Source organism: Xenorhabdus japonica, assembly GCF_900115195.1.
Classification (GTDB): Bacteria; Pseudomonadota; Gammaproteobacteria; order Enterobacterales; family Enterobacteriaceae; genus Xenorhabdus; species Xenorhabdus japonica.
In genome coordinates this window covers 76300-94195 of record NZ_FOVO01000009.1, presented here as the reverse complement: position 1 = coordinate 94195, position 17896 = coordinate 76300, and the positions used below count along the sequence as shown (strand labels likewise).

The following is a 17896-nucleotide window of genomic DNA, read 5'->3' as shown; positions in this document are numbered from 1 at the left end:
TGCTTTTACTTTATCTTCCTGCCTACAGCCCCGAACTGAATCTGATTGAAATCATCTGGAAACAAGCCAAATATCACTGGCGACGTTTTATCACCTGGACTCAGGATACAATGGAGGATGAGCTAAATACTTTATTGGACGGTTATGGTGATCAATTTGCAATTAATTTTTCTTGAGCACTTAGATTGATTAATGCACGCTCGTGCTTATTTTCCGGTTTATTTTTTTTGGCTTTAAAGAGAATGTGACAATTTCCCGTTAATTTAGAAATGTCCCTTTTTCATGCATAACAGTATGAAACAATATTATCATAAGGAACCAAGGATATAATAATATAAGAAAATGTCGTAATGAGATATTATCTGTACGTTATTCCTTTATAATTATTGTTATTTCCTTAGAAATATTCCCACCAGAATTTTATGAGTAAAGAATCAAACATAATATGCTGTTTTATTTGAAATAATAGATTTACCATGCTCATTCAACAAAACTGGTAGTTTATGCAGAAATATATAACCGTCATATTGAAACTCAATCAAAATCTTATTTAGAGAAGATATAAAAAATGTATTACCATCAAAAAAACGACTAGAGTTCAAGTAATTCCTAACAAAATTATCAATGTTATTTGCATCCATTAAATAGACTTTATCTTTTGTATAAGAATCTTCATTAATGATAAAAAAATCGCTGTAAATATATTCTTTTAAGTCAATGTTTCCCAATATTTCAAAATCATCCATTCGGTCATAACCCTCTATTTTTCTTAAAAACTCAAATCTACTCTCTTGTGCAAATCCGACGTAATTTAATAACATCAGCTCTCCACCAATTATAGGATGTAATATTAAATCAGCTTTATCCATAGTATATTTTTTATAGCTTTCCATACTATTTACCTTGCCGCTGCAACGTATCTTGAAATCTATTTTTGGTAACTATCAGGGATAGAATGGATAAGACCAGCATTACAAGGGCAAGTAGTTCGACTATCTAAAGTCCCTGCTAATTTTATTCCTTTATCCAAAAAAGAACCAACCCCACCCACAATAGCATAATTACCTGAATATCTCCCACAAGTCACAGTAGAACCTTCAATTGCCACTTGTTTTCCGTAAAATTTAATGTTGCTGGTTCCTGTTAGAATAACTCCGTCACACGTTGTTTTATCTCCAACTGTCAAAAAATTTCCTTTTGCCATTTTATTTCCTCCTGTTTTAGATTCAATTTCTAGTGGAATAACTGACCATAGTTTAATTTAACATTTAAATAATTTAGTCGGCTTTCTGATTTGCGGATCATTTATTGTACATCCTATAGACTAAAAGAATCAACCTAAGTAATCACCTTTAATGAAAAGAATACAGAACAATATATTGACTTTATCTCTTCATAACAAGTCAGATTGAACTTTAGATACTTTTATAAATTTTCCAGAATCTACTATTTTCTCTAAAAATCGTGATTCTTACTTTCATCTAATTCAAGATTTTCGCTTTCTAAATATTTCAATAAGCACCATGCTTTAATTATTCAACTCGCGGCTATTTTATTAAAAATAAAAAAAATATTCTGGTATTATACTCAATAAATCTATTTATTTTACTTTCCTCAATATCATAGACACCATTTTTCCCTATTCAGTGGCGAACAATAATTCCTATAACCAAGTATTTATTAACCAACTAATTACTAACGAACCAAATGCAAGAAGTGAATATGCTTCTCGTATTGATCCAAAATATCGTGGATGATCTGTTCTTGAGTCCAACCCATCAAATCATAGTCTTGTCCACCTTCTTTGAGATAAACTTCCGCACGGTAATATTTTTGCTCTTCATTTCTATCATCATTTTCCAAACCAGCAAGAGCAAATGCGGGCTGTATATAACTTCTTAAACGAACTTCGTATACAAAATTGAAGTTGTCGCCAAAATCTACTTCCAAATGAATCCGGTCATCCATTTCATCATTAATTATGACAACTTTATTTTGTTTCTCTAATTCTTCAGCCACCATTCCCATTGCCTGCTGGATGATTTCGTTCATAAAACGCTTCACCTGCGAACACTTAGGATAATAGACGATATTTCTCAATCTTCGCTGCCACGGAATAGGATTCCGGCTGGCTGTAGGTGCAATCGTGGTCATTTGCTGGCTATCTTTCTTATATGCATCAACCCGCAATGCTTTGAGTAAACCATAAATAGATATCAATAAGATGATGGAGAAAGGAAGCGCACTGGCAATCGTTACTGTTTGCAAAGCAGACAAGCCACCAGCAACTAACAGTGCGATAGCAACAACGCCCATTAAGCCTGCCCAGAAGATCCGTTGCCAGATTGGCGTATGTTGGGCACCGCCCGAAGCCAATGTATCAACCACCATTGCGCCTGAATCCGCTGAGGTAACAAAAAACATGACTACCATAGCCATCGCAATAAATGAAAGAACGTTAGGAAATGGAAAATATTCCAAGAAGTTAAACAGTGCCAAAGGAACATCCGTCTGTACTGTGTTGCCCAGCTCTTTCGCCCCTTTATTGGAAATCAGGTCAATGGCACTATTACCGAATGCCGTCATCCACATCAGAGTAAAACCACTCGGTACAAATAAGACGCCGGTTACAAACTCCCTGATAGTTCGCCCCCTGGAAACCCTTGCGATAAACATACCAACGAATGGAGACCACGATAACCACCATCCCCAATACAGTAATGTCCATCCCCCCAGCCAATTACTGGATTTGGGTTCGTAGGCATAAAGATTAAATGTCTTGCTGACAATTTCCGAAAGGTAGCCCCCCGTGTTTTCCACAAAGGATTTCAGCAACAGTACAGTTGGACCCAACACAACTACTAAGATCAATAATAAAAATGCCAGACCCAGATTCAATTCAGATAAGATACGAATGCCTTTATCCAGACCGGAAACAACAGAAATGGTTGCTAAAGCGGTAATAACAACGATCAATACAACCTGTACAGTTTCATTGATCGGCAATCCGAATAAATGGTTAAGACCTGCATTTACCTGAAGAACGCCATATCCTAAAGAGGTGGCAACGCCGAATACAGTACCAATGACAGCAAATATATCGACTGCATGACCAATCGGCCCATAAATTTTATCGCCAATAATCGGATACAGCGCTGAACGCAAGGTTAAAGGCAAGCCGTGTCGATAACTGAAAAATGCCAGAATCAAAGCAACAATCGCATAAATGGCCCAAGCGTGAAGCCCCCAATGGAAGAAAGTTAACTGCATTGCTTGTTTCGCCGCAGTAATACTTTCGGGCGTTCCCACCGGAGGCAACAAATAATGCATCACCGGTTCGGCTACGCCAAAGAACATAAGCCCGATACCCATACCCGCAGAAAAGAGCATGGCAAACCAGGAAAAATAACTGAAATCTGGCTCAGCGTGATCAGGGCCCAGTTTGATATTGCCATATCTGGACAACCCCAGATAGGTAACCGAAAGCAGAATTAAAGCAACCGCGAGGATATAAAACCAACTGGCGTTAACAAAAATATCCTGCTGCAACGCCTTAAACCATCGGTCGGCAAGTTCGGGTTTCAAACCAGCGAATGTCACCAGTGCAATGACTAAAAACGCTGAGAAGAAGAAAACTGGCGGGTTAATGGAGGTTTTAGTCTTTAACTGACCAGTATTATCTTGACTCATAATTATCCTTCAAAATTAATGTTCGACACTATCTCCTATTTACTCCAGTAAGCAATATTTATAGAGATTTCATAAAATTACATATAATCCCAATAAAGGGTTATACACCTCGCAGGCGCTTTGTGTTCATAATTCACTCAACCTACATGAAAGGTCACCTTAACATAAAAGTAAAAACAACTGTACTTACATAAGGGTATATAAATTGGGGATAAAGGCGTTGTTTTAATCAGCAAAATGAATACTTGGAGAAGTTATCAGCATCACAGAAATGTGTATTGAATCTGAAGTTATAATAATGAGTTAGTTACATTCTTCATTCGATGTAAGTTCCTTATTTTTTTTAACGATTATTTGTTTTGCCACTTTTCTTCTGTATTTTTCGGTCAACTCATCTCTTGTAGATAGAGTTCAAAAAAGCTCAGCCAACATGACTGAGCCTTTAAAATATGATTTTCAGATTATTGTCTTACAAAACGCTTTTCGCCTGCTGAACAATATCGATCAAGGGTTGTGGCCAAACACCGAGGATCAACACCAGCAATGCGGTAAGTAGTACAACAATCCCGCCAGAAGTGAATGCCCAGTTGTGTGGTGTATCACGGTTCAGTGCTTTCGGGGCCGGCAGGTATAAGCTCACCATCACGCGCAGATAATAGTAAAGGCCGATAGCACTACCAACAACAACCGCTCCGGTCAACCACCACAATTTTGCTTCAACGCCTGTCGCGATGACATAGAATTTACCGATGAAACCAAATGTTAATGGTATTCCCGCCAGTGACAGCATCATGATAGTCATAACTGCCGACAGTATCGGTTTATGCCAGAACAGTCCACGATATGAGAACAATGAATCAGCATCCGGCCCTCTGTATGGACTGGACATCAGGCTGACTACACCAAATGCTCCGATACTGGCAAGCAAATAACCGACCAGATAGACACCCGCTGTCTCTTCTGCCAATGTGTGATCTTTGATGGCAATCAATACCACCAGCAAATACCCCAGATGAGCAATGGATGAATAACCCAGCAGACGTTTGATATTGCTTTGTGTCAATGCCAACAAGTTACCAAACAGGATAGAAGCAATAGCAATCACGGTCAGTGCAATACGCAGAGTTGTGCTATCAGTGACTGGTGCTTCAAGGAATAAGCGCATAGCCACTGCGAAGATAGCAACCTTACTTGCCGTCGCCAAAAAAGTTGATACCGGTGCTGGTGCGCCTTGATAAACATCCGGTGTCCACAGTTGGAAAGGCACAAGGGAAAGTTTAAAACCCAATCCCACGATCATCATGCCCAGTCCAGCCAAAATCAACGGTTCATGCAATTTGCTGTCACTCAGACTCTTACCCAATGATGCGAAAGACAAGTCACCGGATTCAGCATACAGCAGTGCGATACCAAATAGCAGGAATGAAGATGCAGCCGCAGACAGCAGCATATATTTGATGCTCGCTTCCAACGAACGTTTTTGGCGATACGCATAGCCCACTAAACCAAACAGCGGCAGAGTGATTAATTCAATTCCGATAAACAGCGATGCCATGTGGTTGGCAGAAGAGAGCAAAATTCCCCCAACCGCCGCAATCAACACCAAAAGATAAAATTCTTCTTTGTTATCGGGATAATTCTCCAGCCATGAGTAGGCAAATGTTGTTGTTGCAAGGCTCGCAATCAGCACAAGAGCGGAATAGAACATTGAAAAACGATCTACATGGATCAATGGCGTGACATCCATTGGCTCCTGTAGTCCCACAAAATAGAGAGAGAGCAGGGCTAAGTTTAAACCAATCACCGTCAAGGTGACATTGGTGAAATGATCGCGTCGCCACGCAATGGACAGCATCACAACCACCACCGTCAACCCGACGATCAATAGCGGCAACAGTGCGATCAATTGTTCAGAAGTTATTGTCATGGCGAATTACGGCCTTGTAGTTAAAAGTGAAGCTGAATACCAATTCTGGATGTTACTCATCGCTGCGGCTGAGGTTTCAAGGATTGTCTGTGGGTAAATACCCAAAATCACCAACAAGACAACCAACAGCAGCAAAATGGAAATTTCACGCACATCCATCCGTTGTAATGGCTCATCAGTTTTTGGCGTACCGTAATAAGCCTTCTGCATCAAATATAGTGCATAAACGGAGGCAAAAACTAAACCGAACACGGATACTGTAGTAATCAGAGTAAATTTACTGAAGCTGCCGAACAGAATCATAAATTCACCAACAAAGTTACCGGTTCCCGGCATACCCAATGTCGCTACCGCGAAAAATAGGGATATCGCTGGCAAGAGCTGAATTCTTGACCATAATCCGCCCATTTGGCGCATGTCTCTGGTATGCAGGCGTTCATATAGCTGACCACACAGAATGAACAACCCAGCAGCTGACAAACCATGTGCAATCATCTGAATTACCGCTCCCTGATAAGCCAATTGACTACCCGTATAAATGGCGATAAGAACGAAACCCATGTGGGAAACACTGGTATAAGCAATCAGGCGCTTGATGTCAGTCTGACTGAATGCCATCCACGCGCCGTAGAAAATGCCAATAACACCCAACCACATTGCAATCGGAGCAAATTCCGCAGAGGCTTGTGGGAACAATGGTAAACTGAAGCGCAACAATCCATACGCCGCTGTTTTCAACAAAATACCCGCAAGATCAACCGAACCTGCTGTTGGTGCCTGGCTATGAGCATCAGGCAACCAGCCGTGTAAAGGAACAACCGGCATTTTTACAGCGAATGCAATAAAGAAGCCCAGCATCAGCAGGTATTGAATCGTGTATGACATTGGCGTATTCAACAGTTTTTCATAGTTGAATGTCCATTCACCCGTTGCATCATGATGAATGAAAACTAATGCCAGAATCGCAATCAGCATCACCAAACCACTGGCTTGGGTATAGATGAAGAATTTTGTTGCCGCAGTGATACGGGTTTTACCTTCCGAACCTCTGTGTCCCCACAGTGCAATCAGGAAGTACATCGGTACCAGCATCACTTCCCAGAAGAAGAAGAACAAGAACAGGTCGATGGCAAGGAAGACCCCCATCACACCACCCAGTATCCACAACAAGTTCAGATGGAAGAAGCCTTGGTATGGCTGGTTTTCATTCCACGAACAGAGGATCGCCATCAAGCCCAATAATGCCGTCAGCACCACCATCAACAAGGATAAACCATCCAATGCCAGATGAATGCTAATGCCAAAACGGGGGATCCACGGAAGCAGAAATTCTGATTGCCACTGTGGAATGCCTTGTGGGTTGGTGAGTGTATAACCCCCCTGCAACCACAGATACAGGGAGAGTAACAGTGTCAGTCCCATCGCCAGAAGCGCTATCCAACGCGGCATACGAGTGCCGAAGCGCTCCGTCTGCCAACACAGCAGGCCTCCGATGAAGGGCAGAAGAATTAGCCAAGGTAGTAGCATGGCGCAATATGTCCCTTAATTAAACCAAAAGCAGCAGAGCTAAAACCAGCACTGCACCCAACCCCAGAGAGGCCGCATACCAACGGACTTGTCCGTTCTGACTCCAACGAAGCCCTTTATTGCCCCAACGTGACAATATAACTGGAATGTTCATCAGTGAATTCAAAGGATCGTTTTGCATAAGACGGGTGATACCTTTAAATGGTTTCACAAATACCCAGTCATACAGCACATCAAATCCCCATGCATGGAACCACCAAGTGGAGAAGAAACGCCCCGGAGCACTGTTCGCAGTGGCATTGACTACGCGACGCTTGCCCAGATACAGCACTGCCGCCAGCAAGATACCGGCAACGGCAACTACACCAGAAATGATTTCCAATGTCACTTTGCCATCATTCCCTGCATTGCTTTCGGGTAAAACACCCGCCAACGGGGGCACAATCAGCGCGCCAACAAAGGTGGACAGCACCAGCAATACCGACAATGGCAAGGTATGAGTAATGCCCTTGACTGAATGAGCCTTGGTATTTTCTTCACCGTGGAACACGATAAAGATCATACGGAAGGTATACAGTGATGTCATCAATGCGCCAATCAGTCCTGCCAGCATCAGGTTCATATGACCATTTGCCAACGCGCCCCACAAGATTTCATCTTTACTGTAGAAACCTGCGGTCAGTAATGGCAGTGCTGACAATGCAGAACCACCTACAATGAAGCAGAGATAAACAAATGGAATCCGCTTGCTCAGGCCACCCATTTTGAAGATGTTTTGCTCATGATGGCAGGCCAGAATCACCGAACCAGAAGCAAGGAACAATAATGCCTTGAAGAACGCATGGGTCATGAGGTGGAAGATTGCTGCATCCCACGCCTGTACCCCCAGAGCCAGAAACATATAACCAATCTGGCTCATGGTGGAATAAGCCAGAACTCGTTTGATATCTGTCTGCACCAGTGCAGCGAAACCTGCCAGCAGCAAGGTGACTGCACCGATAACACCGACCAAATGCAGAATATCTGGTGCCATCAAGAACAACGCATGGCTGCGGGCAATCAGATAAACACCCGCGGTAACCATCGTAGCAGCGTGGATCAGAGCAGAAACCGGTGTTGGACCTGCCATCGCATCCGCCAGCCATGTTTGCAATGGTAGCTGAGCTGATTTACCTACAGCACCACCCAGAATTATCAGGGTTGCCCAAGTGATCGCGGTAGAGCCTGCTTCGATATGTTGTGGAGCCAATACCGCCAATTCACGGAAACTCAACGTACCGAGCTGGTCGTAAAGAATAAACATTCCAATGGCAAGGAATACATCACCAACACGGGTCACAATAAAAGCTTTCATCGCCGCCGCACCATTGGCAGGGCTTTTGTAGTAGAAACCGATCAGCAGGTAACTACACAGGCCAACACCTTCCCAACCGAGGTACATCAGCAGCATGTTATCTGCCAGTACCAATACTACCATGCTGGCGATAAATAGGTTGGTATAGGCGAAGAAACGGGAGTACCCCTCTTCACCACGCATATACCAAGAAGCGTATATGTGGATCAGGAAGCCAATGCCGGTTACAACACTTAGCATTGTCAGTGACAATCCGTCCAATACCAAATTAACGGGGATGCTGAAATTATCGACAGCCATCCAGTTCCACAATGTTTGGCTGTAGACTAACCCCCCTGCTCCATTATGAGTAAGGAACTCAATTGCTACCCAGAATGTGACCAATGCAGCCAGTCCAATAGAACCAATTCCAATGGTAGCTGACAAATTTTCAGACCAGCGGCCACGGGAAAATGCCAATAGCAAAAATCCCAGCAGTGGCAGCAGAATTGTTAAATAGAGTAAGTTCATCCGCGCATCTCACTGACTATATCAATGTTCAGGTTTTGGCGACGACGGTGCAACTGTAGTAACAGTGCCAAACCGATACTCGCCTCGGCTGCTGCCAGAGTAATGGCCAGAATATACATCACCTGACCATCAGGCTGGAGCCAAAAACTGCCAGCAGCAACAAATGCCAGCGCTGAAGCATTGATCATGATTTCCAGCCCGATCAGCATGAATAACAAGTTGCGGCGGATAATCAGGCAAGTGAAGCCCAATATAAACAGAATAGCCGCCAGAATGAGGCCGTGGTGTAACGCTATCATTGTTGATCCTCCGCACGGTTGCTGATCACTTCCCCTTGTCGATTTTCACGGCCAATGTGGTAAGCCACGACCAATCCAGCCAGCAGCAGCAAAGATGCCAATTCCACAGCCAATACATAAGGGCCAAACAAGTTAATGCCCACTTCTTTGGCACTGACCACTTCACCGCTGATTTTAGCGGATGACAGAGTAGTGATGGCATAAATCAGCACAATCAACAGCACAATAGACAGGATTGACGGGCCAATCCAAGCTCTGGGTTGTAGCCATAACCGTTCCTGCTCGACAACTGATTTTCCTAAATTCAGCATCATCACGACGAAGACGAACAACACCATGATTGCGCCCGCATAAACGATGATTTCCAAAGCACCTGCAAAATAGGCGCCCATCGAAAAAAATACGATGGACAGTGCCAACAAGGAAATAATCAGATACAACAGTGCATGAACCGGATTAGTGTGGGTTATTACCCTGAGGGTTGCGAGAATGGCAACCAGCCCTGCGACATAAAATGTAAATTCCATGAACATCGCTCCTTATGGCAACAGGCTTTTAACGTCGATAGGCTTGGCTTCATTGTCGGCTTCACCTTTATCCTTGCCGTCAATCGCCATACCTGTCTTACGGTAAAAGTTATAATCAGGGTACTTACCCGGCCCTGAAATCAGCAGATCTTCTTTTTCATACACTAGATCCTGACGCTTGAATTCACCCAGTTCAAAATCCGGAGTCAACTGAATAGCGGTAGTTGGGCAAGCTTCTTCACACAGGCCGCAGAAGATGCAACGCGAGAAGTTGACACGGAAGAATTCAGGATACCAGCGACCATCTTTATGCTCGGCTTTTTGCAGTGAGATACAACCCACCGGGCATACCGCTGCACACAAGTTACACGCAACACAACGCTCTTCACCGTCAGGATCACGTGTCAGAACGATGCGCCCACGGTAACGGGGTGGCAGATAAACTGGCTCTTCTGGATACATTTTTGTTTCGCGTTTATGGAAGGCATGAAGCCCTATCATCCAAATACTGCGTACCTGGGTGGCGAAACCGACCACTAACTCTTTCAATGTCATGGTTCAATCACCCCTTTATTGAGCGTTGTATAAAATAACTGCGGCTGTCGCCAGCATATTAAGTAACGTTAACGGCAGGCAGACTTTCCAGCCAAACGACATCACCTGGTCATAACGAGGACGCGGTAATGCGGCACGGATCAAGATGAACATCATCATGAAAAATGCCGTTTTCAACGCAAACCAGATGAATGGAGGCAAGAGAGGCCCATTCCAGCCACCAAAGAACAGTGTGACGATTAAGGCTGACACCGTCACAACACCAATATATTCCCCCACAAAGAACAGACCGAATTTCATACCGGAATATTCAACGTGATAACCGTCAGCCAATTCCTGCTCAGCTTCCGGTTGGTCAAGCGGATGACGGTGACATACTGCAACACCTGCAATGGCAAAAGTCAGGAAGCCAAAGAACTGGGGAATGATATTCCACACATGTTGCTGTGAGTTAACGATATCCACCATATTGAAGGAGCCAGCTTGTGCCACAACGCCCATCATGGACAGACCGAGGAAAACTTCATAACTCAATGTCTGTGCTGATGCACGCATCGCGCCCAACAGAGCATATTTGTTGTTACTCGCCCATCCGGCAAACAGCACTGAGTAAACCGCCAATCCTGCCATCATCATGAAGAACAAGATGCCGATATTCAGGTCGGCAACCATCCACGTAGGGCTTATTGGTACGATGGCAAACGCCAGAAGCAGTGAGCAAAATGCAATGACAGGGGCCAAAGTAAAAATGGCTCGGTCAGAAAAACGGGGAGCCCAGTCTTCTTTGAAGAACATTTTGATCATGTCTGCGACGAGCTGCAATGAGCCACCCCAACCCACACGGTTTGGCCCGTAACGATTCTGAAACAGCCCAAGAATGCGGCGTTCAAAGAAGCTCATGAATGCCCCGCAGATAACTACAACCAGCAGAATGGCGACCGATTTCAGGACAGTAATCAGAATCTCAATCATATCGGGAGTTAACCAACTCATTATGCAACCTCCCGTAAGTTATTGACCAATTTGCCTGCCAGAACCGGCGGTATACCCGGCATTCCCAGTGGCAGGCCGACTTGCCCTTGAGCCAGATTGCCACTCAAGCGCACTGCCAAACGCAGCTGCTGTCCTTCACAATCAAATGTCATCATCGCACCTTCTTTCACATTCAAATGCTCCGCATCCTTATGATTGATCATCACATACGGTTCAGGCATACGCTCCTGCAATACATCTGAACGTTGTGACAGTTCATCACTGCCAAACAAATGGAAATAAGGCGCAACATGCCATTGATTTTTTTGCGCAGTGAATGCGGTTGGGATAGCGTCAAAATAGTTCAATCCACCATCAACCGTTTCAATCAAACGAACCCCTGGATCGCCGAAACGTAGATTACCACCAACTTCAGCCTGGAATTTATTCCACGCTTGTGGCGAGTTCCAGCCTGGTGCCCATGCAAATGGTATTTGCTGACGAGGTGCATATGGGCTGTTGTTCCCTTCCATTGAGAAGGCAAATGCCGTGTCAATATCCTGCGGTTGGCGCTGCTCATGAACACTGACGTCGGCCAGCATAGCAGTACGCCCGCTGTAGCGATGAGGTGAGCGAGCCAATTTTTGCCCACGAATACGGAATGTGGCATCAGGCGCTGCGTTTACGATTTCTTTGAATTGCGGCATGGTTTTGACACAGGCTTCAATTACATGGTCAAGCTGCGTCCAATCAGTCTGGCATTGTGTATAGGTGGTATACAGAGAGTGCATCCAACGCCAGCTCTCTAACATAACGATGGATTTGTCATAGAATGCAGGTTCATAGACTTGGAAATAGCGCTGAGCACGACCTTCCTGATTCACCAACGTACCATCACTTTCAGCAAAACTAGATGCCGAAAGAATCAAATGAGCTTTGTCCATGATAGCCGTGCGTTGATGATCAACAACTATCAGGTTTTTCAGGCTATCCAGCGCGCGGTCTATTTTGTCTGCCGGTGCATGACGATAGAGATCATTTTCCATCACAATGGCGGTATCTGAATCCCCTTTGGCAATGCGTTGCAAAGCAACATCCAATGGTCGTGCTTCCATCATCGCCAGACCCAAGCTATTGGCATACGCGGCAACATAGGAAAGCCCAACATTGGCTCCCTTATCTTTCAATGCCCATGCGATATTAGCGGCTGCCTGAACTAAAGTGTCACTGCCCGGATTGCTGCCACTGATAATCAAAGGTTTTTTTGCATCACGCAGAGCCTGTGCAATAATTTCCACTTTCGATTTCAAGTCATCCGGCAAATCATTGACGGCAGGAGCTATGCTATTCAGGGCATGTGCGACAGCAAAACCCAAACGTGCTTGATCATCAACTGGAGCATGGTAGCTCCATGCTGCAACATCATCCAATCGAGTATCATCGATGCTGGTCAAGAACAGAGGATACTTGGCATGCTGACCGATATTCATCACAGCCGCAATTTGCCAATCGGCCACTTTTTGGGCTGCTGCCATTTCACGAGCCTTGCCCTTCACGGCCTGACGCACAGATAAAGCCATGCGGGCAGCGGTCTGAGTCAGATCTTCCCCTAAAATCAATACGGCATCATAATCTTCAATTTCACGCAAGGAAGGCGTATAAACCCCGCCTTGCTGGAGAATTTCCAACATCATATCAAGGCGATGTTGTTCTTCTGCTGAAATACCACTGTAGAAGTTTTCCGCACCAACCAATTCCCGCAAGGCAAAGTTACTTTCAATACTGGCACGTGGCGAACCGATACCAATGACATTTTTCGCCTGACGCAAAATGTCTGCGCCCCCTTGCATAACCTGCTCGGCATTCAGTGAAATCCACTGATCACCACGCAACTGTTGTGGCTGGCGGGGACGATCATCACGGTTGACATAACCATAGCCGAAGCGTCCACGGTCACACATAAAGTAGTGATTGATAGTACCGTTATAGCGGTTTTCAATTCGGCGTAGTTCACCGTAACGCTCTCCGGGACTGGTGTTACAGCCGATGCTGCACTGTTGGCAGATGCTTGGCGCAAACTGCATGTCCCATTTACGGTTATAGCGTTCTGAATGTGTTTTGTCGGTAAATACCCCGGTCGGGCAAATTTCAACAAGGTTACCGGAAAATTCACTTTCCAATGTGCCGCTTTCAGTGCGACCAAAATAGATATTGGCATGAGCACCATAAACGCCAAAATCCGTTCCATCCGCATAATCTTTGTAGTAGCGAACACAACGGTAACAAGCGATACAGCGGTTCATTTCATGAGCAATAAATGGCCCCAGTTCCTGATTTTTGTGAGTGCGTTTGGTAAAGCGATATTTCCGGAATGAATGCCCGGTCATCACCGTCATATCCTGCAAATGACAGTTTCCCCCTTCCTCACAAACTGGGCAATCGTGAGGGTGGTTGGTCATTAGCCATTCCACGACACTTGCGCGGAATTGCTTTGCTTCATCATCATCAATAGAAATATACGTGCCATCTGCTGCTGGTGTCATACAAGACATCACCAGACGACCGCGTGTATCTTCCGCGTTCTGATATTGCTTCACCGCACACTGGCGGCAAGCGCCAACGCTTCCCAGCGCTGGATGCCAGCAAAAATAAGGTATATCAAGCCCCAATGAGAGGCAGGCTTGTAACAGGTTATCAGCCCCGTTTACATCATATTTTTTGCCGTCTACATATATCGTAGCCATAGTCAGCATGCTTCCCAATGGCCTGCCGTGGCAGGCGTTAATCAAAATTCTGCTTTACGCAAACAAGCCTTACCAACGCTGTTTGAGCAAGTTTGGTTGAATACCCGCAATCAGGCTGGTATTGCCGTAGTCTTTAGTTACAATTCCCGCTTCAAATTCTTCGCGGAAATATTTGATAGCACTCTGTAAAGGCTCTACGGCACCGGGTGCATGGGCACAGAAAGTTTTGCCGGGGCCGAGGAAACGACAGAGTTGTTCTAAAGTCTCGATATCACCAGGCTGGCCTTTACCGTTCTCAATAGCACTGAGGATTTTGACACTCCACGGCAAACCATCACGGCATGGTGTACACCAGCCACAAGATTCACGAGCGAAGAATTCTTCAAGATTGCGGGTCAGGGAAACCATATTGATTTCATGATCCACTGCCATTGCCAGTGCAGTTCCCAAACGGCTACCCGCTTTGGCAATATGCTCAAAATCCATTGGCAGATCCAAATGATCTGTTGTCAGGAAATCGGTTCCTGCTCCTCCTGGTTGCCATGCCTTGAATTTCAGGCCATCACGCATCCCGCCCGCATAGTCTTCAAGAATTTCACGAGCTGTCGTACCAAAAGGCAGTTCCCAAACACCCGGATTTTTGACGCGGCCAGAAAAGCCCATCAGTTTGGTGCCGGCATCTTTACTTTTGCCTTCACTCAAACCGATATACCACTCTTTTCCATGCTCAATAATTGCAGGAACGTTGCACAGGGTTTCGACGTTGTTGACGCACGTTGGTTTTCCCCATACGCCAGAAGTCGCAGGAAATGGAGGTTTTGAACGTGGGTTTGCCCTGCGCCCTTCAAGGGAGTTAATCAGTGCGGTTTCTTCACCACAGATATAACGACCCGCGCCGGTATGAACAAATAGTTCAAAATCAAAACCACTGCCCAAAATATTCTTGCCAAGCAGCCCCGCGGCTTTAGCCTCTTCAATTGCCCTGCGCAGATAAACAGCCGCTTCGACATACTCACCACGCAGAAAGATGTAGCCACGATATGCTTTCAGCGCAAAAGCACTGATAAGCATACCTTCCACCAACAGGTGAGGCAGTTGTTCCATCAACAGGCGGTCTTTGTAAGTGCCCGGCTCCATCTCATCCGCATTACACAGCAAGTAGCGGATATTCATGCTTTCGTCTTTTTTTGGCATCAGGCTCCATTTCAAGCCTGTTGAGAAACCCGCACCGCCACGACCTTTTAAGCCAGCATCCTTAACCAGCGCGGTAATTTCATCGGGAGCCATGCCCTTTAGTGCTTTTTCGGCTCCTTTATAACCATTTTGGCTTCGGTATTCATCCAGCCAGACAGGTTGTTGGTCATCACGCAACCGCCATGTCAGGGGATGAGTTTCCGCTGCGCGGATAATTTCTTTCACTCCTGAGTGCGTTGTCATGGATACTGCTCCAGTAGTTTTTCAATCTCTTCGGGTTTCACGTAACTGTGAGTGTCCTCATCAATCATCATGGTTGGACCCTTGTCACAGTTACCCAAACAGCAGGTTGGCAACAATGTGAAGCGTCCATCTGTCGTGGTTTGCCCCGGACGAATGTTCAGTTGAGACTCTATCGCTTCCTGAACGCCCTGATAGCCCGTGATATGACATACAACGCTGTCACAATAACGGATAATGTGACGCCCTACTGGCTGCCGGTAAATCTGGCTGTAAAACGTCGCCACACCTTCCACATCACTGGCTGGGATACCCAAAACTTCAGCAATGGCATAAATGGCACCATCCGGTACCCAACCACACTGCTTTTGTACAATTTTCAGTGCTTCAATTGACGCAGCACGCGGATCTTCGTAGTGGTGTTTTTCTTGCTCAATGGCATTACGTTCTTCCGCACTCAACACAAATTCATCTGGTGTCTGAGCGTCCGTTACGTTAACCACATCAAGACGTGCTTGCTTGTTGGCGTTAAATTCACTTTGCATCGTTAGCGATCCACATCAGACATAACAAAATCGATACTACCCAGATAGACGATAAGGTCAGAAACCAGGCTGCCGCGGATCACCGATGGTATTTGCTGCAAGTGAGCAAAACTTGGTGTACGAATGCGGGTACGATAGCTCATAGTGCTACCATCACTGGTCAGGTAATAACTGTTGATACCTTTAGTCGCTTCGATCATCTGGAATGATTCATTGGCAGGCATGACGGGTCCCCATGACACTTGCAAGAAGTGGTTAATCATGGTTTCGATGTGCTGTAAAGTCCGTTCTCTCGGTGGTGGTGTGGTTAGTGGATGATCAGCCTTGAATGGACCTTCTGGCATATTTTTGAGGCACTGCTCAAGGATGCGCATACTCTGACGGATTTCTTCCACTTTCAGTATGGCACGGTCATAGCAATCGCCATTATAACCTGTTGGTACTTCAAAATCGAAATTTTCATAGCCGGAATAAGGACGCCATTTACGCACATCAAAGCCAATACCGGTTGCACGTAGCCCTGCACCGGTAACTCCCCAGTCCAAAGCCTGTTTAGCATTGTAAGCCGCTACTCCAACAGAACGCCCTTTAAGGATACTGTTTTTCAGTGCTGCTTTGACATAAGAATTCAAACGCTTTGGCAGCCAGTCCAGCAATTCACGTAAAAGCTTTTCCCAGCCGCGTGGCAAATCATGGGCAACACCACCGATTCGGAACCACGCTGGATGCATACGGAACCCAGTAATTGCCTCAACAACATCGTAAACTTTCTGTCGGTCAGTAAAGGCAAAGAAGACGGGGGTCATCGCACCAACGTCTTGGATAAATGTGCTGATATAAAGCAGATGGCTATTAATGCGGAACAGTTCAGACAGCATGACACGAATTGTTTTCACGCGATCTGGTACTTCAATACCTGCCAGCTTCTCAACCGCCAGCACATAAGGCATTTCGTTAACACATCCCCCCAGATATTCGATACGATCGGTATAAGGGATATAACTGTGCCATGACTGACGTTCACCCATTTTTTCGGCGCCACGATGGTGGTAGCCAATATCAGGTACGCAATCAATGATTTCTTCGCCATCAAGTTGTAGAATAATGCGAAATGCACCGTGAGCGGAAGGATGGTTTGGGCCAAGGTTAAGGAACATGAAGTCTTCATTATCAGTACTACGCTTCATGCCCCACTCTTCTGGTTTGAAAGTCAGGGCTTCCATCTCCAGATCTTCTTTCTGCTTCGTCAACATGAAAGGATCGAATTCCGTGGCACGCGCAGAATATTCCTTGCGCAACGGATGACCTTCCCATGTCGGCGGCATCAAAATACGGCGCAAATTTGGATGGCCATTGAATGTAATACCGAACATTTCCCACGTTTCACGTTCATACCAATTAGCATTCGGGAAAATTGACGTGATAGTTGGGATATTCAGGTCTTGTTCAATGAGCGCAACTTTCAACATAATGTCACGGTTACGCTCTATGGAAATCAAGTGATAAAACACCGAAAAGTCGGTCGCAGGCAAACCTTGTCGGTGAGAGCGCTGACGCTCATCGACACCATGCAAGTCAAACAGCATGACGTAAGGTTTGGGCAACTTTTTCAGGAATGTTATTACTTCCAGTAACTGTATCCGCTTAACCCAAACAACAGGCATACCGGTACGGGTCGGTTGGATGGTAAAGGCATCCGGGCCAAATTGACGGTTAAGCTCGCTCACAATAGGATCATCAAGATGATCTCGTGTTTCCCAAGCAGGTCGTGCGCTTTCTTGCGCTATCTGATCTGTCATCATTCTTCACCAC

Annotated in this window: 15 protein-coding genes; 1 reads left to right on the top strand and 14 read right to left on the bottom strand. The window is 45.3% G+C overall.

The genetic code is table 11. The annotated features are described in order from the left end of the window. A partial coding sequence (locus BM135_RS05705; protein WP_175485974.1) for a transposase occupies positions 1-176 on the top strand: 176 nt, incomplete at its 5' end. A 258-nt stretch (positions 177-434) separates the two neighbouring features. Here BM135_RS05705 and BM135_RS05700 read toward each other — a convergent pair. The 14 genes from BM135_RS05700 to nuoC form a co-directional block, all read right to left on the bottom strand. After that, a complete protein-coding gene (locus BM135_RS05700) occupies positions 435-893 on the bottom strand; it encodes a hypothetical protein (protein WP_092518698.1) in 459 nt (152 codons plus the stop codon). Between the two features lie 35 nt (positions 894-928). Continuing rightward, a complete protein-coding gene (locus BM135_RS05695; RefSeq protein ID WP_092518697.1) occupies positions 929-1204 on the bottom strand; it encodes a PAAR domain-containing protein in 276 nt (91 codons plus the stop codon). 491 nt (positions 1205-1695) lie between these two features. After that, complete coding sequence (betT, locus tag BM135_RS05690; protein WP_092518696.1) at positions 1696-3690, bottom strand: choline BCCT transporter BetT; 1995 nt, start codon at positions 3688-3690, stop codon at positions 1696-1698. A 469-nt stretch (positions 3691-4159) separates the two neighbouring features. Further along, positions 4160-5617, bottom strand: coding sequence for an NADH-quinone oxidoreductase subunit NuoN (gene nuoN / locus BM135_RS05685; RefSeq protein ID WP_092518695.1), 1458 nt, complete (start codon positions 5615-5617; stop codon positions 4160-4162). Between the two features lie 6 nt (positions 5618-5623). Then, complete coding sequence (nuoM, locus tag BM135_RS05680; protein WP_092518694.1) at positions 5624-7144, bottom strand: NADH-quinone oxidoreductase subunit M; 1521 nt, start codon at positions 7142-7144, stop codon at positions 5624-5626. A 19-nt stretch (positions 7145-7163) separates the two neighbouring features. After that, a complete protein-coding gene (gene nuoL / locus BM135_RS05675) occupies positions 7164-9008 on the bottom strand; it encodes an NADH-quinone oxidoreductase subunit L (protein ID WP_092518693.1) in 1845 nt (614 codons plus the stop codon). After that, a complete protein-coding gene (gene nuoK / locus BM135_RS05670; protein ID WP_092518692.1) occupies positions 9005-9307 on the bottom strand; it encodes an NADH-quinone oxidoreductase subunit NuoK in 303 nt (100 codons plus the stop codon). Before nuoK ends, nuoL begins: the two co-directional genes overlap by 4 nt. Continuing rightward, positions 9304-9834, bottom strand: a complete 531-nt coding sequence (nuoJ, locus tag BM135_RS05665) for an NADH-quinone oxidoreductase subunit J (RefSeq protein ID WP_092518691.1) — start codon at positions 9832-9834, stop codon at positions 9304-9306. Before nuoJ ends, nuoK begins: the two co-directional genes overlap by 4 nt. Positions 9835-9846: 12 nt before the next feature. Next, a complete protein-coding gene (nuoI, locus tag BM135_RS05660) occupies positions 9847-10389 on the bottom strand; it encodes an NADH-quinone oxidoreductase subunit NuoI (RefSeq protein WP_045958195.1) in 543 nt (180 codons plus the stop codon). Positions 10390-10404: 15 nt separating this feature from the next. After that, the gene (gene nuoH, locus BM135_RS05655; protein ID WP_092518689.1) at positions 10405-11382 is read right to left on the bottom strand and encodes an NADH-quinone oxidoreductase subunit NuoH; all 978 of its coding nucleotides are present in this window, start codon (positions 11380-11382) and stop codon (positions 10405-10407) included. After that, on the bottom strand, positions 11382-14105 hold the full coding sequence (gene nuoG / locus BM135_RS05650; RefSeq protein ID WP_092518701.1) for an NADH-quinone oxidoreductase subunit NuoG: 2724 nt from the start codon (positions 14103-14105) through the stop codon (positions 11382-11384). Before nuoG ends, nuoH begins: the two co-directional genes overlap by 1 nt. A gap of 69 nt (positions 14106-14174) precedes the next feature. Then, a complete protein-coding gene (gene nuoF / locus BM135_RS05645; protein ID WP_092518687.1) occupies positions 14175-15542 on the bottom strand; it encodes an NADH-quinone oxidoreductase subunit NuoF in 1368 nt (455 codons plus the stop codon). Next, the gene (gene nuoE / locus BM135_RS05640) at positions 15539-16084 is read right to left on the bottom strand and encodes an NADH-quinone oxidoreductase subunit NuoE (protein ID WP_092518685.1); all 546 of its coding nucleotides are present in this window, start codon (positions 16082-16084) and stop codon (positions 15539-15541) included. The genes nuoF and nuoE overlap by 4 nt, the downstream gene beginning before the upstream one ends. 2 nt (positions 16085-16086) lie before the next feature. Continuing rightward, positions 16087-17886 carry an NADH-quinone oxidoreductase subunit C/D gene (gene nuoC, locus BM135_RS05635; protein WP_175485972.1) on the bottom strand — a complete coding sequence of 600 codons (1800 nt, stop codon included), beginning with the start codon at positions 17884-17886 and terminating at the stop codon, positions 16087-16089. Positions 17887-17896 lie beyond the last annotated feature (10 nt).